Below are 20,219 nucleotides of genomic sequence, written 5' to 3'. Positions count from 1 at the left end.
CATGCAGGACTCCGATTTAAACGGTCCTGCCCCGCAATCAGAAGCCAATAATAGTTCGGCGGAAATGCGTTTGGAGCCCGGCAGTTCCATGTGTGGAACCCACCCAACCGCGCCTGAACGCTTGGTTCACAACGTGTTCATTCGCTTTGCCGTTAGTAATCCGCGGGAGGACCGGACATGGCAAACACGAACAACCGTTTCGATGCTGTAGCTGTTGTCGTCGACTGGATCGATGCCTGCAAGCAGCGGCGCCTCGATGCACTATTGGACCTGTATGATGATGCGGCCAGCGTGGAATGCTGCGAGGGCGGCAGCTTCAACGGTCGATCGGAGATGGAACGATATTGGCGGCCACGGCTCGCCAGAGCGGGAAACGACGCGTTCGCTATCGACGCATTGACGCCGGAGGAGGACGGCATTTCCCTGGATTATCGCGGCTACGACGGAAGGATCATGAGAACGCATTTCCGCTTCACGCGATCCGGCAAAATCCGGCTCACGGCGTGCGAGCCTGTGAAATCCGCCGCATAGCGGCTATCATAGCAAACGACCTGCACCGGCGGCCGGCCGAAACGCGCCATGAGGACGCAAAGTTTCATCCGCGTTTTCGTAGCTGAATGCGACCGACTGCCGCCAGGATAAAGCCGCGCGGAAACAGCCGCAGCAGCAACGGGACATGCATCATGGTCGCCCGCAAGCGGATCAGCCCCGACGATCAGACCACTTCAACGACAGGTCTCGCGATACCGTCGGCAATTTCCCTCGCCTCGTTCGCCCAACCTATCCTTGTACAGGCAAGCTGCTCGTAATTCTTCACATAGGTCACCGCGTCGAACCCGCCTTTCGCAGGTTTCCCGATATCGGCGGCAACCGCCTTCGCCGCGCTCGCAGGAACGTCTTAGCTGATCGCAGTGCCCATAGAAACGAACTCCGCCAGGACCAATTTCCAGGCCCTGCGACGTAGCTGGACTGGGCGATAGAGAGATCGCCATCAGCAGGAAGACAGCCAATGCAGAAGTTCTCATGTTCGATCCCCTGAAATAGTTTGCAGGTGCGGTGCCTGCTGGTGGCGCTTGGCCCGTTGGATCGGACGCAAGACAGCACCTCGGACGCAAGACGGCACCGCCCATGACCGGCGGCACGCGGGTCGCGCAGTGATGGAGTTACATCAGATCCCGAGCACCCAGATCGCCACGATGGTGCCGAGCGTCGCTAGCCCGCTGATGGTCCATCCGGTTGCATAGGAGATGTCGTCGTCGCTGGTGCCGCGCATTTCGTCGGCGTCTGTGGTTGCAGACCGCCACCGCATGGCATTGCTCCAAAAAGCCTGCCCGCAGGTGTAACGTCGGCCCGGGTTCCCGGTTCCACTCTATTTGGAGGCCGTCATGAGACGGCACACGAATCTTCGATCAGACGAAGGAAAGCCGGCGCGCGTCGGCCGGTGCGACCTCGTTTTCGTCGCCGACGATGATGGTGACCTTCCATCCCTCGCTGGCCCAGACCCGCGCTTTGGCGACCGCCACCAGCATGCTGCTTCGGTCCATCCTGACGGTCTCGTCCTTGCGTTCCGCCACGATCCTGTACGCCATGCCACATCCCCCACGCACGTAGAACTACTGGGGAACGATGTTCCGTTACCGCTTTGGCCGCAATTGGCCGACAATTTGTCCAATCGGGGGCATGGTTAACGGCACTGGGGACAGTCTGCCCCTATTTCGCGGCGTTTCGCACCGCAAGCGCCGGTTTGGTCACGCCATCCAGCCCGGTCAGCATCAGTACGGTTAACAGGGCGTTCTGCGGGCCGTACCAGGCGTTGGTTGGCTTGTACCATTCGTTGCGCGAGTGCCAGTTGCCGCCCTCGCCACCGCCGCCAATGGTGACGGCCGGGATGCCGAGCGACATCGCGATGTTGGAATCGGTGGAAGAACCCGCAAAGGTCGGCTGCGGCCCCTTGGTAACGGCAGAGACCGCGCGCTGGGTCGCCTGCACGATCGGCGAATCCATCGCGACAATGCCCGCCGGCCGGTCGCCGATCAGTTTTGCCTCGACCGCAATCTTGTCGGATTTCCAGCGCGCGTTCTCATCCGCCACCGCTTCCTTCACGAGTTCGAGCAGCCGGGCTTCGAGCTTCAAGAGCTCTTCGGTCGCGTTCGAGCGCATGTCGACGGCCATCTTCGCTTCCGCGGCGATGGCGTTGACCGAGGTGCCGCCGGTGACGGTGCCGACGGTAAACGTGGTCTTCGGATCGGATGGCGGCTGCAGCTCGGAAATTTTCGCGATCGCCCGGCCCATCGCATGCGTCGCGCTTGGCAGTCCGAATTCCTGGAACGAGTGCCCGCCCGGGCCCTTGAAGGTGAACTGATAGCGATGGCTGCCGGTCGCCTGGTTGACGACGCGGGTGATGCCAAGCCCGTCGATCGAGATGAAGCCGTCGATATCGGTGTGATCGCGGAACAGCGCCTTCACGCCGCGCAAATTGCCGAGCTCTTCCTCGCCGACGGTGCCGACGAACAGGATGTCGCCGACGGTCGCGATCCCGTTTTCGTTCATCACCTTGATCAGCGACAGCAGTGTCGCAAGGCCGCGTGAATCGTCACCGATGCCTGGCGCTACGATCGCGCCGTCTTTTTCCTTTACCGTGACGTCGGTGCCTTCGGGGAACACCGTGTCGAGATGCGCGGAAACCACGAGCTTGGGCCGGCCACCGCCACTGCCCTTGCGTAGCGCGATCACATTGCCTTCGGCGTCGATCGACGCATTCTTGAAGCCGAGCTCCTGCATCCGCTTCTGAAAATATTCGGCACGGACTTTTTCCTTGAACGGCGGCGCCGGGATTTCGGTGATGCGCTTCTGCTCGGTGAAGGCCCGCTCGTCGTCAGCCTTGATGTCGTCGAGCGACTTGGCGATTTTGGGATGGGCCAGAATGGCTTCCAGATCGGGCGCGGAAGCTTGCGCGGCGGCCTGCTGCACCAGAGCGTGCTGTGCGACGGCGACAAATGCGATGGCCAGGATCGATCGACTGAGCGTCATAAAAATCTCCCTTCGCGGGCTTCAGCCTGCGCTTAGCCCTGCATCCTTCAGTTGCTGCGCGAACCAGCCGGACAGGGCCCGGTCGAGAACGCCGCTGGTATAGACCTCTGACATCGCGACGTGGGTCTTGCCCAGCGTCAGCAGCACGCCGACCCAGTAGGCGAACCACAAATGCGGATCGGTCAGCGCGCGCAGCTTGTGCTGATCATGTTCGAGCGGTTGGTGATTGGTCGATTTGCGCACCTCGACCGCGAGCAGGTTGTTGGGAATGGCGCGCTGGTGCACCACGATGTCGGGATAGATGGATTTGGCGAGGTGATCGTCGGTCGAGACGGTGGATCCGTGCGGCAGCCGCAGCGTACGGTCGCCGAGCCGGTCGTATTCGCAATCGACCTCCCAGCCCGGGAAGTGCTTTTCGAACTGCACCGCCAGCCGGTGCGTCAGCGCGCGCTCGCCGACATCCCGCTCGAGCAGGAAAGTTTCGCGTGCATAGAACTCGTGCAGTGCGGCCACGACCTTGTTCAGCTCGGTCTGCATAACGCCTCCCAGGAAGGCGAGCGGTGACAGTCGCCCTACATCTGCACTTCGATCAGCCGCGGCCCCGGTTCGGCGATGGCTTCCGCCAAGGCCTTGTTGAAGTCGTCGGCATTGGCGACCGCGCGGCCCGGCACGCCCATGCCCTTGGCAAGCGCCACGAAGTCGAGGTCGGGACGATCGATCTTGAGCATATCCTGCGCGCGCTGCCCCGGCTCGCCGGCGCCGACGCCGTCGAATTCACCGCGCAGAATCTGGTAGATCTTATTGGCGAATACGATCGTGACGACGTTGAGGCCTTCGCGCGCCTGCGTCCACAGCGATTGCAGCGTGTACATCGCGCTGCCGTCGCCGACCATGCAGATCACCTTGCGGTCCGGGCATGCCACCGCGGCGCCGGTCGCGACCGGGGTCGAGAAGCCGATCGAGCCGCCCATGTTCTGCAGCCAGTCGTGCGGGGCGGCAGCGGCCGTCGGCGGAAAGAAGCCGCGGCCGGTGGTGATGGATTCATCGACCACGATGGCGTTTTCGGGGATCGCCATCGCAATCGCCTGCGCAATCGAGGCGTGCGTCAGTGCACCGGTCGGTTTGGCGATTTCGACCATCTTTTGCGGCTGCCGGTCCTGCGGGTGCGCGTGCAGCGCGCCAGCCAGCGCTTCCAGCGCGGCAACGGAATTTTCCGCGCCCGTGGTCATGCGGTGCACTTCGCACCCTTGCGGCTTCAGCATGCTCGGCTTGTTCGGATAGGCGAAGAACGCTACGGGGTCGTTGGCCTCGACCAATACGATATTCTTAAAATCCTTCAGGATCGGCAGCGCCTGCTCGATCACGTAAGGGATGCGGTCGATCGCGAACCGGCCCCTGCCGCGCGCCATGCGTGGATTGTAGGTCTGGCCCATCACCTTGCAGCCGGTCTTGCCCGCGATCTGGGCAGCCAGCGCCAGCCCCTGCTCGGTCAGCGCGCTGCCGGTCATCAAGAGCAGCGTCGACGCGCCGCCGTTGCGCAAAACCTTGGCGGCATTGTCGACGGCCTGCGCGGAATAATTGGCGCGCTGGCTTTCCGCCGGCGCCAGCGCGATGCCGTCGGCCTCGTTCCAGGCGGTATCGGCGGGCAGGATCAGCGTGGCAATCTGCGGCGGCGAACTCTTGGCGGCGGCGATCGCGGCCGCGCCATCGGCGGCAACGGATTTGGCATCCGGCGAGGTCCGCACCCAGGACGACATCGGCCGCGCCAGCCCTTCGATGTCTGACGTCAGCGGGGCGTTGTAGCCGATATGGTACGTCGCGTGCTGGCCGACGATGTTGACGATGCCGGAATTGGCCTTCTTGGCGTTGTGCAAATTGGCAAGACCGTTGGCGAGGCCGGGCCCGAGATGCAACAGCGTCGAGGCCGGCGTGCCCTTCATGCGGTAATAGCCGTCGGCAGCCCCCGTCACCACGCCCTCGAACAGGCCGAGCACGCAGCGCATCCCTTCGACCCGGTCCAGTGCGGCGACGAAATGCATCTCCGAGGTGCCGGGATTGGTGAAGCAGACGTCCACCCCGCCCGCGACCAATGTCCGCACCAGACTTTCCGCACCGTTCATGGTCTCATTCCCCTTCGCGCTTTGTTCTTAACAACCGCCGACGATCAAACATTGTTCGCACGTTTCGTCAAAGGTTTAGCGAAACAATGCAGCCATCGATTCCGGCGTGTTGCCTTTTTTAACCGCGGTGTTTGAAAATGGCTGTGGTCACAGGCTCGTTGCTTGCACGACCGCCGCAATTATGGCCTGTCTCAACCTGCATATTCAGATTTTTCGCGAGGGAGAAAAATGATCCGGGCTTTTGCTTTGCTGTTTGCAGCAATCACGATGCTGGTGGGGACCGGTCACGCGCAGGCCCAAAATCTCTTTTTCTTTGAAGACTCGCGCGACATCATGGGCGGCGGCCCCGGCTTCTTCCGGCCCGGCATGCCTAGTGGAGCGAGCCCGATCCCGCGCACGACCGTGTACTTTCCCGGCGGTTACGCGCCCGGCACGATCTACATCAACACCGCCGAACGCCGGCTCTATCTCGTGCTCGGCAACGGCCAGGCGATCCGCTACGGCATTGGCGTAGGCCGGGACGGCTTCCGCTGGAGCGGAACCCACCGCATCAGCGCGAAGAAGGAATGGCCGAGCTGGACACCGCCGGCTCAGATGCTCCGGCGCCGGCCGGATCTGCCGCGCCACATGGCCGGCGGCATCGACAACCCGCTCGGCGCGCGGGCGATGTATCTGGGATCGACGCTGTACCGCATCCACGGCTCCAACGAGCCCGAGACGATCGGACAGGCGGTCTCATCCGGCTGCTTCCGCATGACCAATGAGGACGTGACCGATCTCTATAGCCGCGTCCGCATCGGCACGCCGGTTATCGTGAGGAACTAGGCAGCGTCCACGTCTCGGCTGCCGTACCGGCTCGTCTTGAAAAGGTGAGTGGATGGAAAACGAAGCAAGCCGAATCCTGGAATTCCTTGGGCTGTCCGAGCGCCTCAAGCGCGAGCTGCGACATAGCTGGCTATCGGATGGACGACGCGAGAGTGTCGCCGAGCACACCTGGCAGATGGCGCTGATCGCGCTGCTTGCATACCGTCATCTTGAGCATCCCGTCGATATTGGACGCGTGCTCAAGATTATCCTGGTGCACGACCTGGTGGAGGCGTTGGCCGGGGATATCCCCTATTTCGAAGTTGGCGAACGAAAAAAGCTTAAGGCAGAACGCGAACGTGCGGCAATTGAGGAAATCCGAACCCGTGTTGCCGGCGATGCTGGACAGGAAATCTTCGAGCTGTGGCACGAGTTTGAAGCGCATGCGACGGCTGAGGCCAAGTTTGCCACCGCGCTGGATAACCTTGAGGTGCAAATTCAGCACAATCTCGCGGACTTCGGAACGTGGGAGCCGATCGAGTATGATCTGGTCTACACAAAGATGGATGTTCGATGCTCGCACGATGCTTTCCTGATGGCGCTTTGCAATGCAGTAAAGGCGCAAGCCGAGGCCAAGATGGCTGGCGGAGGCGTTGACGTAGCCTCGATCAGAGCAAAGGTTGCCGGAAGATAAGCGCCTTTCGGAGAACACCTCCTACAAGCACTGGAGTGATGGAACTTGCACCGGCGCGGCCAGCGATCGCTTGAACAAGCCTTGCGCGTACGCGCCGATTGCTGCAGCGTCGTTTGAATGCGCACGCCCCGCCGATTCCTGTATGTACGGATGCTAGCGGCTGCTCTGTGCGCCGCGGCACTTGGCGAAGCCTTCACGCCGTACACCGCCTTCGCCGATATTGCCGCCATCGCGCAGCGTCAGCGCACCGAGAAAAAGATCTTCACCGACAGCGAGATCGTCGAGGGCTTTCTGAAGATTGCCTTCGGCGCCGAATATCATCTCGCCGGCCGCGTCGACCGCATCCGCAAATATGACAGGCCGGTGCGGGTGTTCGCCGACGGCACGCGCGCCGACCGCAAGGCGCAGCTTGCGAAGATCGTGGCCGACATCGCCGCGCATGTTCAGCACCTCGACATCGCCATGGTCGAAACCAGCGAAGACGCTAATGTGCAGGTCAAGCTGGTGCGCGACCGCGATCTCCAGCGCACGATTGCGACCTTCTACGGCAGCGAGCGGGCGCGCCAGATTCGCTCTTCGCTCGACCCGCAATGCCTGTCCGGCTTTCGCAAGAACGAGAAATTCGAAATCGAGCATTCCGACGTGATCCTCACCGTCGACAATGGCGACTTCGTCTTCTTCGACTGCGCCTATGAGGAATTGCTGCAGTCGCTCGGGCCGATCAACGATACCTCGACCGTGCCCTGGACCATGTTCAACGACAATGTGTCCAGAGGCTATTTCGATATTTACGACCAATACCTCCTCAACCTTCTCTACGATCCCCGGATCAAGCCCGGCATGACCGTTCAAGAGGTCAAGGCGCTACTGCCGGACGTGCTGGCCGACGTGCGCGCCTGGGTGCGAAAGGTCAATAACCTGCCGCAGTAACCGGCCGCGGGGCGATCCCGTCTTGCCCCCCAAATCGGGGCTATCCACCTTTTTCCAATGACAACGCCAAGTTTTATCGATGAAAGGTTGTGACTTCCAAGAGCAAATCCTGTCTAATGGGGTCATGGGTGCTTGCTATAAGTCTCTCAAATGAACGACCTGCCGCGGATCCAGGCTTTGCGCTGCTTCATCACCGTGGCCCGCGAAGGCACGGTTTCGCGCGCGGCCACCTTGCTGCACCTGACCCAGCCTGCCGTCAGCCTGCAATTGAAGGGCCTGGAGGAGAGCACCGGCCTGCAGCTTTTCAACCGGACGCCGGGCGGCTTTACCCTGACGGAGGCCGGAGCGGCCCTGCTGCCGCTGGCCCATAGGACGGTCTCGGCGTCGGCGGATTTCAGGACAGCAGCGGATTCCTTGCGCGAATCGCTGCGGGGCACGTTGCGCGTCGGCACAATCCTCGACCCCGAGTCGATCCGGCTCGGTCCGTTCGTGCGAAGCCTCGCCACCTCGTCGAAGAAGACCGAAGTCTTCCTGCGCTACGGCATGGCCGAGGATGTACTGGCGCAGATCGGCAGAGGCGAGCTCGACGTGGGATACTATATCGATGCCACGCCAGCCGAATTTCTTACGTCAGGGATGCTGTCCGAACGCACCATCGATGATGGCAAGTTCCAGTTCATGGCGCTGACGCGCTTCGACTACCGCGTGATCGCCCCACGCGAATGGAGCGGCAAGGTACTCGGCAAGGGCTGGGCCGATCTCGCCGACCTACCCTGGATCGGAACGCCGCATGACTCGGCGCGTCGGAGGCTGCTCGACGACGTGTTCCGGTCGATCGGCTTATCGCCGAAGCGCATCGCCTTCGCCGATCAGGAAGAAGCGATGATCGATCTTGTCGAAGGAGGCAATGGCCTCGGCCTCGCCCGCGACAGCGTGCTCGACCGCGTCACGAGCAAACGGAATTTCGTGACTGCCGACAAGGTGGCGCTGACCTGCGATCTCGGTTTCGCCTGCCTGACGTTGCGGCGCCACGAGCCGATGATTGCACAGGCCTTCTCGGCCATGCAGGCGGTGTGGGATTTGAAGCCGGCCGGTGCGGCGCCTGCGCCGATCGAAGCGGCGAGATCACGGAAGAGCGCCCGTAGATAAGACAGTCCGGTCAGATCTTGCCGTCGCAGATCGATTTCAGCGATCGCCATTCCTCTGATGTCAACAGCGGCGGCCCGCCGGCTGGCGGGTCTTGCCGGCTCATCCGTGCCAGCCGGTCCTCGCTCAAGGGATGGGTGGAGATGATGGAGAGGCCCTTGCCCTCTTTTCCAGTGACCCGAAGCAGCAATTCCCCGGTCGGCTTCGCCGGCCGGCCGAGCCGGTGCATGACGTCGATCGCAAAACTGTCGGCGTCGTTCTCGGCTTCGCGTGAATGCGACGACGTCACCAGCGTGCGCGAGCCGAAGATCAGCGCGCTGGATCCCGTGATGTCGCCGAACAACAATCCGATCAGGAACGACGTGCCGCCGTTGTGAATCATTGCGCGCATGCTGTCGCGATGCTTGAGATGGCCGAGCTCGTGGGCCAGCACGCCCGCAATCTCATCGGCGTTCTCAGCCTTCGCCAATAATCCGTTGAACAGATAGACCTTGCCGCCCGGCAGCGCGAAGGCATTCGGCACCGAGCTCGACAACACGCCCGACTGCACTGACGTGTCAAGGCCCGCGGATTCCCGAAGTGCTGTCATGAGTTTGGTGAAGGCCTTTTGCCCGGCGGCATTGTCGCACACCTTGGCATCGAACATCGTCTTGACCTGGCTGTCTGCGACATCGCCGAGCCGCCGTTCGAACGCTTCGGGCACCAGCGGCGTGAGGCGATCGGCCGCGAGCGGAAGTCCGAACAGCACCACCGCAACGATCGACACCGCGGCCGCGAGCGACCAGCCGACGATAGCGGCAACGCCACGGCGGCCGATCATGTGGTCATCGATGTCAGTGCAGCGCGACACCAGCTCGTTGGCAAGCTCCTTGTCGCGAAGTTCAAGACGCGCCAGTGGAGGCGCGGTCAGGCAGCTCAGGCGCAGCATACCGGTCGGGCTGTCGGCGCGGCGGATGTCGGCGTAGGCCCACGCTGCCAGCGTTTGTTCGCCCTCGTCGATTTCGAGCCGGTCGGCAAGGCGGAGCGTCACCATGCGCCGCCGGCTCGACGTTCCGTCGAAATAGGCCACCGAACCGAGCGTGGTCGATTTTGCAGGCGTTGGTGTATCGCTATCCATGACCATCAGGACTCTGAAGCCTTAGAAGCCGCCGACATCGAGGCCGTCGGCGAATCCTTCGCCGAGCGCGCTCGCCATTCCGCCGCGCGCCGAAACGTTGGCGGCTGTCTCGATACCGCTGACGTTGATCGATCCGAGCACCCTGACCCAGAGATCACGCAACAGATAGACCCGGATCACGATATTCATCGCCAGCGCAAACACCAGGTAGCCGATGCCCGCGAGCACCAGAAGCGGAATGCTCTTCATGAATTCCTGCGACTTGAAGAACTCGCTGAATGCATCGCCGCTCATGCTGGCGACCAATACCGCCGCCAGCGCAAGGTAGGCCGAGAACACCAATCCGAACACCACGATCCAGCCGATGACTTTCCAGTACAGGCCGATCAGCGCGCTCTTGGGCAAGGACGATTCCACACGCACGCCGCCGAACCGAATGCCCGAGAGCCACCAGCGCCATTCGATCGCCTTGAAGGCCCCGTAGATGAACGGGACGAGCGGGAACACGTAAAACGCAATCGGCGTGAGCAGCCACAGCCACCAGCCACGCTTGAAAAATTCCCAGCCGCGCCCCTCAAAACGGCCCTGCAGGTCGCCGTAGAAGGTGTGGCGCATCTTGTAGCGTTCGAGCGCGGCCGAGCGCCACGGCAGCGCCAGCCCAAGGGTCACCGCCGACAACAGGCCCCACAGCGATGCCTGCAAAGCGTAGATCCAGCCCGATCCGGTCATCCAGAACCGCAGGCCGCGCCACACCGTGCGCGTCAGCCGGTAACGGCGCGCGCGGTAGATCGCGAATTGCCCGAACACATAGAAGAACGCGACCAGCGGAATACTGGCAAACGCCTGGATATGCTCGGCCTCGAGGCCGACCAGAAAGTATCCGAGATAGACCGGCACCAGGATCGCGAGCGCGACCAAAAATCCGATCAGCAATTCCTTGCCGCGGCCGGTATATTCTGCGGCGTCGCCATCGACATGGGTGTTGGCCCAGAGATGGCGGCGGATGTCGGTGAGCAGCCAAAACCGGTAGAAGCCGAGGGTGACGAATTCCAGCCCGGCGCCGCGCTTGACCAGATCAAAGAATTCGCCGCGGCTGCCCGAAAACGCCACCGGCATTGGCGGCGGCACGGGCAAAGGCTGCGGTGGCGGCACCTGCGGCGGCCAGCTCATCTGATTCATGGTTCAACTCCAGCGCGAACGGTGGAGGATCAAACCACAGATTTGCCGGTTGTTGTGTGACCCAGCTCCCACACATGCATTGAAGCTTGCGGGCTTGAGGCCGGGCGGAGCCGTCGCGCCAGGTTGGGACCACCTGCGTTGAGAGAGCCCCTCATCCCACCCTTCTCCCCGCAAGAGCGGGGAGAAGGAGCAAGAGCTACGCCGTCTTTTCGAACAGCTCCCGCCCGATCAGCATGCGGCGGATTTCGCTGGTGCCGGCGCCGATCTCGTAGAGTTTGGCGTCGCGCAACAGCCGCCCGGTCGGGTAGTCGTTGATGTAGCCGTTGCCGCCAAGGAGCTGGATGGCGTCGAGCGCGCATTGCGTCGCCTTCTCGGCGGCGTAGAGGATCGCGCCCGCCGCATCCTCGCGCGTGATCTCGCCGCGGTCGCAGGCTTTGGCAACGGCGTAGACATAGGCGCGCGAGGCGTTCATCGTGGTGTACATGTCGGCGATCTTGCCCTGCACCAGCTGGAAGCTACCGATCGGCTCGCCGAACTGCTTGCGCTCGTGCACATAAGGCAGCACCACGTCCATGCAGGCCTGCATGATGCCGATCGGGCCCGCTGCCAGCACCGCGCGCTCGTAGTCGAGGCCGCTCATCAACACGTTGACGCCGCGGCCGACCTCGCTCAGCACATTCTCCTCCGGCACCTCGCAATCCTCGAACAACAGTTCGCAGGTGTCGGAGCCGCGCATGCCAAGCTTGTCGAGCTTTTGCGCGGTGGAAAAGCCCTTCATGCCCTTTTCGATGAGGAAGGCGGTGATGCCGCGCGGGCCGGCTTGGGCATCGGTCTTGGCGTAGACCACCAGCGTGTCCGCCTCCGGGCCGTTGGTGATCCACATCTTGTTGCCGTTGAGCACGAAGCGGTCGCCCTTCTTCTCGGCGCGGGTCTTCATCGAAACCACGTCCGAGCCGGCACCCGGCTCCGACATTGCGAGCGAGCCGACATGTTCGCCCGAGATCAATTTCGGCAGGTATTTGCGCTTCTGTGCGTCACTGCCGTTGCGGCGGATCTGGTTGACGCAGAGGTTGGAATGCGCGCCATAGGACAGGCCGACGGAGGCGGAAGCCCGCGAGATTTCTTCCAGTGCGATACAGTGCTCGAGATAGCCGAGGCCGGCGCCGCCATACTCCTCTTCCACCGTGATGCCGTGCAGGCCGAGCGCGCCGATTTTCGGCCAGAGGTCGCGCGGGAACTGATTGCTGCGGTCGATTTCGGCGGCGCGCGGGGCAATCTCGTTCTGCGAAAATGAGTGCACGGTTTCGCGAATGGCGTCCGCAGTCTCGCCAAGATCGAAGTTGAACATCCGATGGGCGTTGGGAATCATGGCCGCCTCCCGGCGAATTAAACGTTGTTTCAAACAGACTTAGTACCCGGGCCTACACTTGTCACGCGGCGAAATACGCGCGCGCCGCCCAAGATCGAACCGGCACTGCGCTGCGGCCAAATGCGCCCAACTCGCCCTTGCGCCGGGGCACGGCTCGGGATGTAATAGGGTAAAACATCACCCGTTCGGCACGCTTCGCACGGGGAATCAGGGAGAGCGGCTCATGCACGGAACCATCGATCTCGCCGAAGATTCTCACCTGCGCGCCGCGCGCGATGCGGCTCAATCCATGCCGCTGGCGGATTTCGATGTCGGCAATCCTGAACTGTTCCAGAACGATTCCTTCTGGCCGTATTTCGACCGGCTGCGGCGGGAAGAACCGGTGCATTACTGCAGGGACAGCATGTTCGGCCCGTACTGGTCGATAACCAAGTACAACGACATCATGGACGTCGAGACCAACCACGCGGTGTTCTCCTCGGCCTCGTCGCTTGGCGGCATCACCATTCGCGACGTCGCGCCGGACCTGCGCCGCGAAAGTTTCATCGCGATGGACCAGCCGCGCCACTCCGCACAGCGCAAGACGGTGGCGCCGATGTTCACGCCGACGCATCTCGACCAGCTCGCGCTCAACATCCGCAAGCGCTCCGCCGAATGCCTCGACAACCTTCCGAAGAACGAAACGTTCGACTGGGTCGATCAGGTTTCGATCGAGCTCACCACGCAGATGCTCGCCGTGTTGTTCGACTTTCCCTGGGAAGACCGCCGCAAGCTGACGCGCTGGTCCGATATCGCAACCACGATTCCGCATCATGGCGGCCTGGTCGAGACCGAGGACCAGCGGCAGGCCGAGCTGTTGGAATGCGCGACCTATTTCGCAAGACTCTGGAAGGAGCGCATCAACCAGCCGCCGAAGAGCGATTTGTTGTCGATGATGGCGCATAGCGATGCTACGCGCGACATGGACCCGAAGAACTTCCTCGGCAATCTGATCCTGCTGATCGTCGGCGGCAACGACACCACCCGCAACACGCTTTCCGGCAGTGTCTATGCACTGAACAAGAATCCGGACCAGTACCGCAAGCTCCGCGACAACCCCGAGCTGATCGACAGCTTCGTCCCCGAAGTGATCCGCTGGCAGACGCCGCTGGCGCATATGCGCCGCACCGCGCTCGAAGACATCGAATTCCGCGGGCGTCAGATCAAGAAGGGCGACAAGGTCGTGATGTGGTACGTCTCGGGCAACCGCGACGAGGAGGTGATCGAGCGTCCCTACGAGTTCATCATCGACCGCGCCCGCCCCCGCACCCACCTTTCCTTCGGTTTCGGCATCCACCGCTGCGTCGGAATCAGGCTGGCGGAATTGCAACTGAAGATTATCTGGGAAGAAATCCTCAAGCGGTACGATAATATTGAAGTGATCGGCGAACCGAAGCGGGTATATTCGAGTTTCGTCAAGGGCTACGAGACCCTGCCGGTCCGCATCGCCGCCTAGCCGCGCTCACGCTCACCCGGGATGATCGAACCATGAACGTTCAGACTGCCATCAGAGCCGACAGACAAGAGCTGTTGCGCGCCGCGCGCGAGGAGGCCTATTCGACGCCGCTGAAGGATTTTCATCCCGGTGCGCCAAAACTTTTCCAGAACGACACGCTGTGGCCGTGGTTCGAGCGGCTGCGCAAGGAAGAGCCGGTTCACTACTGCGAGAATTCGCCGATCGAGCCCTATTGGTCAGTGACCAAGTACAACGACATCATGCATGTCGACACCAATCACGGCATCTTCTCCTCCGACTCCACGCTCGGCGGCATCTCGATCCGCGACGTGCCGCCCGGCTACGACTACCCGAGCTTCATCGCGATGGACCAGCCGCGGCATTCGGCGCAGCGCAAGACGGTGTCGCCGATGTTCACGCCGACGCATCTGGACGAGTTGGCAAAACTGATCCGCGAGCGCTCGCAAAAGGTGCTGGACAATTTGCCGCGCAACGAGACCTTCAATTTTGTCGAGCGCGTCTCGATCGAACTGACCACGCAGATGCTGGCAACGCTGTTCGATTTCCCTTGGGAGGAACGGCGCAAGCTGACGCGCTGGTCCGACGTCTCGACCGCGCTGCCCAAGAGCGGCGTCGTGGAATCGCCCGAGCAGCGCCGCCGCGAGATGGACGAATGCTACGCCTATTTCTCAAAACTCTGGAACGAGCGCGTCAACGCGCCGCCGAAGAACGATTTGCTGTCGATGATGGCGCACAGCGATGCGACGCGGCACATGGACCCCGACAATCTGATGGGCAACATCATCCTCTTGATCGTCGGCGGCAACGACACCACCCGCAATACCATGAGCGGCTCGGTGCTGGCGCTGAACGAGCACCCCGACCAGTATCAGAAGCTGCGCGAGAACCCCGCGCTGATCGATTCCATGGTGCCGGAGGTGATCCGCTGGCAGACGCCGCTCGCCCATATGCGCCGCACCGCTCTGGTCGACACCGATATCGGGGATAAGAAGATCAAGAAGGGCGACCGCGTCGTGATGTGGTACGTCTCGGGCAACCGCGACGAGGAAGGCATCGAGCGGCCCGATGAATTCATCATCGACCGCGCCCGTCCCCGCACCCACCTGTCGTTCGGCTTCGGCATTCACCGCTGCGTCGGCATGCGGCTGGCCGAGTTGCAGCTCAAGATCGTGTGGGAAGAAATGCTGAGGCGTTTCGACCGCATCGAGGTGGTCGGCGAGCCGAAGCGGGTCTATTCGAGCTTCGTGCGCGGCATCGAGCAGTTGCCGGTGCGCATTCCGGGGTGAGCGGCGCGCGCACCCCGTCTGATCACGACGGGGCGCAAAAGAAAAGCCGCCCAAAGGCGGCGTCCACATTCGAAACCTGATGATCGTGGATCAGGCAGAGATCACTGCTGGCTGTGTCTTCCGGAAATAGCCGGAAAGCAGAACACCCGTCTTCCCCACTCCAATATGTAGCGCGCAAGGGGCTTGCTTCAAGACCCCGGTCATCCCGTAGAACCGCCGTCCGAAGCCACAACCTACGGGAGTCACGAAATGAGTGCATTTGCTGTCGGCGTGCCGAACGCGCAGGGCCGGGTTGATCGCAACCGCGGAAGCGACCGGAGCGCCGCGATGACCGAGCATGCAGTGGTCATCGTCGGCGGAGGTCCGACCGGGCTGATGTTGGCCGGCGAGTTGGCGTTGGCTGATGTCGACGTTGCCATCGTCGAGCGGCGCCCTAACCTGGAGCTCGCCGGCTCGCGCGCGGGCGGCCTGCACGCACGCACCATCGAGGTTCTCGATCAGCGCGGCATCGCCGACCGGTTCCTGTCGCAGGGACAGGTGGCCCAGGTCGCAGGCTTCGCCTTGATCCGTTTGGACATCAGCGACTTTCCCACCCGGCACAGTTACGGGCTCGCGCTGTGGCAAAACCACATCGAGCGCATCCTCGCCGGCTGGGTCGACGAGCTGGCGGTGCCGATCTATCGCGGGCGTGAGGTGACCGATATCGCGCAGGACGGCAGCGGCGTCGATGTCGCGCTGGCCGACGGCCAGTCGCTGCGGGCGAAGTATCTCGTCGGGTGCGACGGCGGACGCAGTCTGATCCGCAAAGCAGCCGGCATCGACTTCCCCGGCTGGGATCCGACGACTAGCCACCTGATCGCCGAGGTCGAGATTGCCGAGGAGCTGGAATGGGGCATTCGCCACGACGCCCGCGGCCTTCATGGCCTGAGCAGGATGGAGGATGGCGGGCCGGTGCGAGTGATGGTGACCGAGCAGCACCTGGGATCCACCAGCGAACCCACCTTGCGCGATCTCAGCGAAGCGCTCATTGCCGCCTTCGGGACCGACTATGGGATCCACAGTCCGACCTCGATCTCCAGGTTCACCGATATGACCCGGCAGGCGGCATCCTACCGCCGGGGACGGGTGCTGCTGGCCGGCGATGCCGCGCATGTGCATTACCCCGCGGGAGGACAAGGCCTTAACATCGGCGTGCAGGATGCCGTGAATCTGGGATGGAAGCTGGCGCAGGTGGTCAAGCAGACGTCGCCGGAAAGCCTGCTGGATACTTATCACGCCGAGCGCCACCCGGTCGGCGCCCGCGTGCTGCGCAACACCATGGCGCAAGTCGCGCTGATGCGTCGCCCGGACGACCGCGTCAAGGCCTTGCAGGACACCATGTCCGAACTGCTCGGCATGGACGAGCCGCGCAAGCGGTTCGCCGCGATGATGTCCGGTCTGGACGTCCATTACGACCTCGGCGAGGGACATCCGCTGCTCGGACGCCGCATGCCCGATCTCGACCTGGTCACCGCCAACGGCCCGCTGCGGGTATTCACCTGGCTGCACGGCGCCCGCCCCGTGCTGCTCGACCTCGGTCATCCCGGCCGCCTCGACATCACGCCGTGGGCGGATCGGGTCCAGCTCATCCGCGCCGAATATGCTGGTGCGTGGGAGCTGCCAGCAATCGGCGTAGTTGCTGCTCCCACCGCCGTGTTGATAAGGCCCGATGGATATGTCGCCTGGGTTGGAGACCAAACCGAGCTCGGGCTCGCTGAGGCGCTAACGACATGGTTCGGACCGCCTGCCGCAGCGTAGCTGCATAGGCTTTTGCCGCTGCCTCTCGCTGATCCGCGGGGCTGGCCCACCCATGTCCGCTCCCGGATCGAGAGTCGACATCGTCTGGCTCACCCGCAACGTCGGCTTAAGGCCAGAAGCGGGCTTTAAAATTCATGCGGCTTCCAATCGGCTAGCCAACACCTTGTCAATGCGCCTGCCGTCCACATCGGCAATCTCAAATCGCCAACCTTCATCTTCAATACTATCACCCACGTTAGGGATTCTGCCGAACTCCTGAAGCAAAAGCCGGCAAACGTCTCATAAGGCCGCGACGAAGGAAGGCTAATCCCGAGCAAATGTGCCGCTTCGACCGCAGACATCCAACCGGAGATCAAATAAGAGCCGTCGTCGCGCTTTACGGCAGCAGGCTCAGCAGGTCTGTCGCTCGTACCGAAAGAGCCGACGATCGCTTCAAGTATATCGGCACTCGTCACGACGCCTTGGAAAACGCCATATTCGTCGTGCACTAGCCCCATGTGCACTGGCGCATCGCGCAAGATCGTAACTACATCTCGAGCATCGAGGGTTTCTGGAATTATTGGCGCTTCGCGCACCAAATCCCTAAACTTCGGCGTCTGATCGGCCAAGTAGACGTCAAGCAAGTTCTTAGCATTCACAACTCCTACGGCACCTTCGGGATCGCCGTCAAAGACAACAAGGCGGGAGTGCTCGCTGTCCAAAAGGTTGGCGACGATCTGGGCGGGACTATCGGCGAGGTTGATGGAGTCTACTTCGTGGCGCGGGGTCATCACTGCCCCTACGGCAAGGTCGCCGAGTCGCATCACTCCGGCGATCATTTCTTTTTCGCCCGGCTCTAAGACTCCCGCGGTTTCTGCCTCTGCAACAAGCGTACGAATTTCATCCTCACTGACTCTATCGTCGGGTTTTTCTCGATGGCCCAGCAGCCACAGCAGCGTCTTGCCTGATCGATCGAGCAGCCACACTAGCGGATGCGAAACCTTGGCCAGCAGCACCATTGCAGGTGCAACCCTGACGGCCACGGCCTCGGGATCGCGGAGCGCAATCTGCTTCGGAACAAGTTCGCCGATGATCAGCGAAGCATAGGTGATGACGGCCACAACAACACCAACCCCGACCGTCTCCGCAATGCCTTGCGACAGTCCTGCCTCGACCAGCCACGATGCAAGGCGCAGCCCTAACGTAGCGCCAGAGAAGGCGCCCGATAGCACGCCAATTAGCGTAATCCCGATTTGAACAGTGGACAGGAATTTCCCAGGATCAGATGCCAACGCGAGGGCACGGCGGGCGCCCTTGATACGTTTTCCGACCAGGCCGGCTAACCTCGACGGTCGCGACGACACGATCGCCAACTCGGACATTGCGAGTAGGCCATTAAGAACAATCAGGATCGCGACGATCCCGAGGTCTAAGTATAACACGCTTGGACCTTCTTCTGGGCGGCCATACCTCTACCACATGGTCGCCACGGCACATACATAATATCCGATCACTAGTTCCGCAACGGAACTACCAAGCGGAGTTGGTCGGGCCGCCGGCTAGGGCGACATGGCAACCGGCAAAGTCGGCCTTGACGTCTTCTTCGACGGACTTGCCCTGCCCCATGCTGTGTCTGTAGACCTCGAATGCGGACGTCATCGTCGAGAATGTTCGATTCTCCTTTGTGCCGTTAAGAGCATCGCCATCTCGCTTGCGCAGGTTCGACAACGCCATTCGAATGAGAGTGCGCAGTCGTATCGGATAGGACCGCGACCGACGCAACTGTCGCGTTGCCCCGCTTGACAAAAAAATTTGTCAAAGTACGTTACCGCCATGATCGATATCGAAGTGATCAGCGATCCGGCGGTTGCAGTTGCGGCCCTTGATCCTATTCGAAGCGCGTTGCTGGCCGAACTCGCGGAGCCTGCGTCGGCGGCGATCCTGGCGACGCGCCTGGGACTGCCTCGTCAGAAGGTGAACTATCATTTGCGCGCGCTCGAAGCCTGCAGCCTGGTCGAGGTCGCGGACGAACGGCACTGGGGCGGATTGACCGAGCGGCTATTGGTGTTATCGGCCAAGTCGTTCGTTGTTTCGCCGGAGGCGTTAGGCGCGGTCGCAGCCGATCCGAAGCGCAGCAAGGATCAGCTCGCGGCCAGCTACCTGATCGCACTCGGCGCCCGGATCGTTCGCGAAGTCGGCGATCTCTGGAAGCGCGCAACGAAAGCCGACAAGCAGCTTGCGACCTTGTCGATCGATACAGAGATTCGCTTCGCCTCCGCCGCTGCCCGCGCCGCGTTCACGCGCGAGCTGACGCAAGCCATCACGGAACTGGTCAGCCGCTACCACGATGCGAGCGCTTCGGGCGGCCGTAACCATCGATTGGTGATCGTGTCCCATCCCTTGCCTCAAACGTCTCACTGAAAGGACAGACCATGCCCGTGAAGAAGGAACCGTCTGGCCGTCGCAGCGTCGAAGCCAAGGTTGAGGTCCCCGGCACACCCGAAGAGGTATGGCAGGCGATCGCGACAGGTCCCGGCATCTCGTCGTGGTTTGTGCCGACGACGTTGGACGAGAAAGTCGGCGGCAGTACCAAATCGAGCTTTGGTCCGGGAATGGATTCCGAAGCCAAGATCACCGCCTGGGAGCCGGCCAAGCGTTTCGTCGCCGAAACAGAGGAAGGACCTGGCACGGTAGCCACCGAATGGACCGTCGAAGCCAAGGACGGCGGCACCTGTGTGGTCCGCGTCGTTCATAGCTGGTTCGCGAATACGGACGATTGGGATGACCAGTTCGAGGGGCACACCTACGGCTGGATCGCATTCTTCCGGAACCTGCGGCTCTATCTGGAGAAATTCCGTGGGCAGCCGTCGACGCTCGTGGCGCTTTCCGCGATGTCGAACGAGAGCGATGCCTGGAGTCGCCTGGTCGGTCCGCTCGGATTGGCTGACGCAAGCGCCGGCGCACGCTTTGCGACACAGGCTGGACCGCCCGAGCTACGCGGCATCGTGGAAACCGTCAATCCTCCGCAGTGGCCAGGGCTGCAATTGCTCCTCGAACACCCTGCACCCGGCATCGCACATCTCTTTGCCATGCCGATCGGAGGGCCGATTCTGCTGACGGTCCGTCTCTACCTCTACGGAGACGCCGGGCGTGCCGTGGCCAATCACGTCGAGGCCGATTGGCGGCGCTGGCTCGATCGTCAATTTCCACCACAGACGTAGTGGTCGACAGTGACGGTTATTCCGACGAGCC

At 62.2% G+C, this 20,219-nt stretch carries 18 protein-coding genes and 1 pseudogene; 10 read left to right on the top strand and 9 right to left on the bottom strand.

Annotation, left to right across the window (positions count from 1 at the left end):
* Nucleotides 1-177 precede the first annotated feature (177 nt).
* Nucleotides 178-531: a nuclear transport factor 2 family protein gene (locus tag YUO_RS0134260; RefSeq protein WP_028351262.1), complete on the top strand. Its 354-nt coding sequence runs from the start codon at nucleotides 178-180 to the stop codon at nucleotides 529-531.
* A gap of 637 nt (nucleotides 532-1,168) precedes the next feature.
* On the opposite strand, the gene YUO_RS47395 is transcribed toward YUO_RS0134260, so the two are convergent.
* From YUO_RS47395 to YUO_RS0134235, 5 genes are all read right to left on the bottom strand, one after another.
* Nucleotides 1,169-1,309, bottom strand: coding sequence for a hypothetical protein (locus YUO_RS47395; RefSeq protein ID WP_198028153.1), 141 nt, complete (start codon nucleotides 1,307-1,309; stop codon nucleotides 1,169-1,171).
* 100 nt (nucleotides 1,310-1,409) lie between these two features.
* Nucleotides 1,410-1,589 carry a hypothetical protein gene (locus YUO_RS0134250; RefSeq protein ID WP_156433882.1) on the bottom strand — a complete coding sequence of 60 codons (180 nt, stop codon included), beginning with the start codon at nucleotides 1,587-1,589 and terminating at the stop codon, nucleotides 1,410-1,412.
* 121 nt (nucleotides 1,590-1,710) lie between these two features.
* Nucleotides 1,711-3,030, bottom strand: coding sequence for a M20/M25/M40 family metallo-hydrolase (locus tag YUO_RS0134245; protein WP_028351260.1), 1,320 nt, complete (start codon nucleotides 3,028-3,030; stop codon nucleotides 1,711-1,713).
* A 21-nt stretch (nucleotides 3,031-3,051) separates the two neighbouring features.
* On the bottom strand, nucleotides 3,052-3,567 hold the full coding sequence (locus YUO_RS0134240; protein WP_028351259.1) for a hypothetical protein: 516 nt from the start codon (nucleotides 3,565-3,567) through the stop codon (nucleotides 3,052-3,054).
* A 35-nt stretch (nucleotides 3,568-3,602) separates the two neighbouring features.
* Nucleotides 3,603-5,150: an acetolactate synthase large subunit gene (locus YUO_RS0134235; protein WP_028351258.1), complete on the bottom strand. Its 1,548-nt coding sequence runs from the start codon at nucleotides 5,148-5,150 to the stop codon at nucleotides 3,603-3,605.
* A gap of 228 nt (nucleotides 5,151-5,378) precedes the next feature.
* Between YUO_RS0134235 and YUO_RS0134230 the strand changes: the two genes are divergently transcribed.
* The 4 genes from YUO_RS0134230 (at nucleotide 5,379) to YUO_RS0134215 (ending at nucleotide 8,727) form a co-directional block, all read left to right on the top strand.
* Nucleotides 5,379-5,975, top strand: a complete 597-nt coding sequence (locus tag YUO_RS0134230; RefSeq protein WP_028351257.1) for a L,D-transpeptidase — start codon at nucleotides 5,379-5,381, stop codon at nucleotides 5,973-5,975.
* Between the two features lie 52 nt (nucleotides 5,976-6,027).
* Entirely contained in the window at nucleotides 6,028-6,648 is a 621-nt protein-coding gene (locus tag YUO_RS0134225; protein ID WP_028351256.1) for an HD domain-containing protein, read from the top strand.
* A gap of 150 nt (nucleotides 6,649-6,798) precedes the next feature.
* A complete protein-coding gene (locus tag YUO_RS0134220; RefSeq protein ID WP_051379793.1) occupies nucleotides 6,799-7,578 on the top strand; it encodes a DUF2927 domain-containing protein in 780 nt (259 codons plus the stop codon).
* Nucleotides 7,579-7,728: 150 nt separating this feature from the next.
* A complete protein-coding gene (locus tag YUO_RS0134215) occupies nucleotides 7,729-8,727 on the top strand; it encodes a LysR family transcriptional regulator (RefSeq protein WP_028351254.1) in 999 nt (332 codons plus the stop codon).
* Between the two features lie 10 nt (nucleotides 8,728-8,737).
* On the opposite strand, the gene YUO_RS0134210 is transcribed toward YUO_RS0134215, so the two are convergent.
* The 3 genes from YUO_RS0134210 to YUO_RS0134200 all read right to left on the bottom strand — a co-directional run bounded on the left by YUO_RS0134210 (nucleotide 8,738) and on the right by YUO_RS0134200 (nucleotide 12,389).
* Complete coding sequence (locus YUO_RS0134210; RefSeq protein ID WP_028351253.1) at nucleotides 8,738-9,841, bottom strand: M48 family metallopeptidase; 1,104 nt, start codon at nucleotides 9,839-9,841, stop codon at nucleotides 8,738-8,740.
* 21 nt (nucleotides 9,842-9,862) lie between these two features.
* The gene (locus tag YUO_RS0134205; protein WP_035728237.1) at nucleotides 9,863-11,020 is read right to left on the bottom strand and encodes a DUF898 family protein; all 1,158 of its coding nucleotides are present in this window, start codon (nucleotides 11,018-11,020) and stop codon (nucleotides 9,863-9,865) included.
* Nucleotides 11,021-11,216: 196 nt separating this feature from the next.
* Entirely contained in the window at nucleotides 11,217-12,389 is a 1,173-nt protein-coding gene (locus YUO_RS0134200; protein ID WP_028351251.1) for an isovaleryl-CoA dehydrogenase, read from the bottom strand.
* Between the two features lie 223 nt (nucleotides 12,390-12,612).
* Between YUO_RS0134200 and YUO_RS0134195 the strand changes: the two genes are divergently transcribed.
* The 3 genes from YUO_RS0134195 to YUO_RS0134185 all read left to right on the top strand — a co-directional run bounded on the left by YUO_RS0134195 (nucleotide 12,613) and on the right by YUO_RS0134185 (nucleotide 16,988).
* Entirely contained in the window at nucleotides 12,613-13,884 is a 1,272-nt protein-coding gene (locus YUO_RS0134195; protein WP_028351250.1) for a cytochrome P450, read from the top strand.
* Nucleotides 13,885-13,916: 32 nt separating this feature from the next.
* Nucleotides 13,917-15,191, top strand: coding sequence for a cytochrome P450 (locus YUO_RS0134190; RefSeq protein ID WP_028351249.1), 1,275 nt, complete (start codon nucleotides 13,917-13,919; stop codon nucleotides 15,189-15,191).
* A 327-nt stretch (nucleotides 15,192-15,518) separates the two neighbouring features.
* Entirely contained in the window at nucleotides 15,519-16,988 is a 1,470-nt protein-coding gene (locus YUO_RS0134185; protein WP_028351248.1) for an FAD-dependent monooxygenase, read from the top strand.
* 132 nt (nucleotides 16,989-17,120) lie between these two features.
* Here the strand turns inward: YUO_RS0134185 and YUO_RS42670 are convergent.
* Nucleotides 17,121-18,409, bottom strand: a pseudogene (locus YUO_RS42670) (hemolysin family protein).
* Nucleotides 18,410-18,800: 391 nt separating this feature from the next.
* On the opposite strand from YUO_RS42670, the gene YUO_RS0134170 reads away from it, so the two are divergent.
* Entirely contained in the window at nucleotides 18,801-19,388 is a 588-nt protein-coding gene (locus YUO_RS0134170; protein WP_028351246.1) for a winged helix-turn-helix domain-containing protein, read from the top strand.
* An 11-nt stretch (nucleotides 19,389-19,399) separates the two neighbouring features.
* Nucleotides 19,400-20,188: an SRPBCC family protein gene (locus YUO_RS0134165; protein WP_035728235.1), complete on the top strand. Its 789-nt coding sequence runs from the start codon at nucleotides 19,400-19,402 to the stop codon at nucleotides 20,186-20,188.
* Nucleotides 20,189-20,219: the final 31 nt, after the last annotated feature.

The organism is Bradyrhizobium murdochi, from assembly GCF_000472965.1.
Classification (GTDB): Bacteria; Pseudomonadota; Alphaproteobacteria; order Rhizobiales; family Xanthobacteraceae; genus Bradyrhizobium; species Bradyrhizobium murdochi.
The sequence above is the reverse complement of the archived record's forward strand: the minus strand, read 5'-3'. Positions and strand labels throughout refer to the sequence as shown.

Bases quoted from the DNA above. Each gene is read 5' to 3' on its own strand.
- YUO_RS0134260 (WP_028351262.1), top strand. From the start codon at position 178: ATGGCAAACACGAACAACCGTTTCGATGCTGTAGCTGTTGTCGTCGAC.
- YUO_RS47395 (WP_198028153.1), bottom strand. From the start codon at position 1,309: ATGCGGTGGCGGTCTGCAACCACAGACGCCGACGAAATGCGCGGCACC.
- YUO_RS0134250 (WP_156433882.1), bottom strand. From the start codon at position 1,589: ATGGCGTACAGGATCGTGGCGGAACGCAAGGACGAGACCGTCAGGATG.
- YUO_RS0134245 (WP_028351260.1), bottom strand. From the start codon at position 3,030: ATGACGCTCAGTCGATCGATCCTGGCCATCGCATTTGTCGCCGTCGCA.
- YUO_RS0134240 (WP_028351259.1), bottom strand. From the start codon at position 3,567: ATGCAGACCGAGCTGAACAAGGTCGTGGCCGCACTGCACGAGTTCTAT.
- YUO_RS0134235 (WP_028351258.1), bottom strand. From the start codon at position 5,150: ATGAACGGTGCGGAAAGTCTGGTGCGGACATTGGTCGCGGGCGGGGTG.
- YUO_RS0134230 (WP_028351257.1), top strand. From the start codon at position 5,379: ATGATCCGGGCTTTTGCTTTGCTGTTTGCAGCAATCACGATGCTGGTG.
- YUO_RS0134225 (WP_028351256.1), top strand. From the start codon at position 6,028: ATGGAAAACGAAGCAAGCCGAATCCTGGAATTCCTTGGGCTGTCCGAG.
- YUO_RS0134220 (WP_051379793.1), top strand. From the start codon at position 6,799: ATGCTAGCGGCTGCTCTGTGCGCCGCGGCACTTGGCGAAGCCTTCACG.
- YUO_RS0134215 (WP_028351254.1), top strand. From the start codon at position 7,729: ATGAACGACCTGCCGCGGATCCAGGCTTTGCGCTGCTTCATCACCGTG.
- YUO_RS0134210 (WP_028351253.1), bottom strand. From the start codon at position 9,841: ATGGATAGCGATACACCAACGCCTGCAAAATCGACCACGCTCGGTTCG.
- YUO_RS0134205 (WP_035728237.1), bottom strand. From the start codon at position 11,020: ATGAATCAGATGAGCTGGCCGCCGCAGGTGCCGCCACCGCAGCCTTTG.
- YUO_RS0134200 (WP_028351251.1), bottom strand. From the start codon at position 12,389: ATGATTCCCAACGCCCATCGGATGTTCAACTTCGATCTTGGCGAGACT.
- YUO_RS0134195 (WP_028351250.1), top strand. From the start codon at position 12,613: ATGCACGGAACCATCGATCTCGCCGAAGATTCTCACCTGCGCGCCGCG.
- YUO_RS0134190 (WP_028351249.1), top strand. From the start codon at position 13,917: ATGAACGTTCAGACTGCCATCAGAGCCGACAGACAAGAGCTGTTGCGC.
- YUO_RS0134185 (WP_028351248.1), top strand. From the start codon at position 15,519: ATGACCGAGCATGCAGTGGTCATCGTCGGCGGAGGTCCGACCGGGCTG.
- YUO_RS0134170 (WP_028351246.1), top strand. From the start codon at position 18,801: ATGATCGATATCGAAGTGATCAGCGATCCGGCGGTTGCAGTTGCGGCC.
- YUO_RS0134165 (WP_035728235.1), top strand. From the start codon at position 19,400: ATGCCCGTGAAGAAGGAACCGTCTGGCCGTCGCAGCGTCGAAGCCAAG.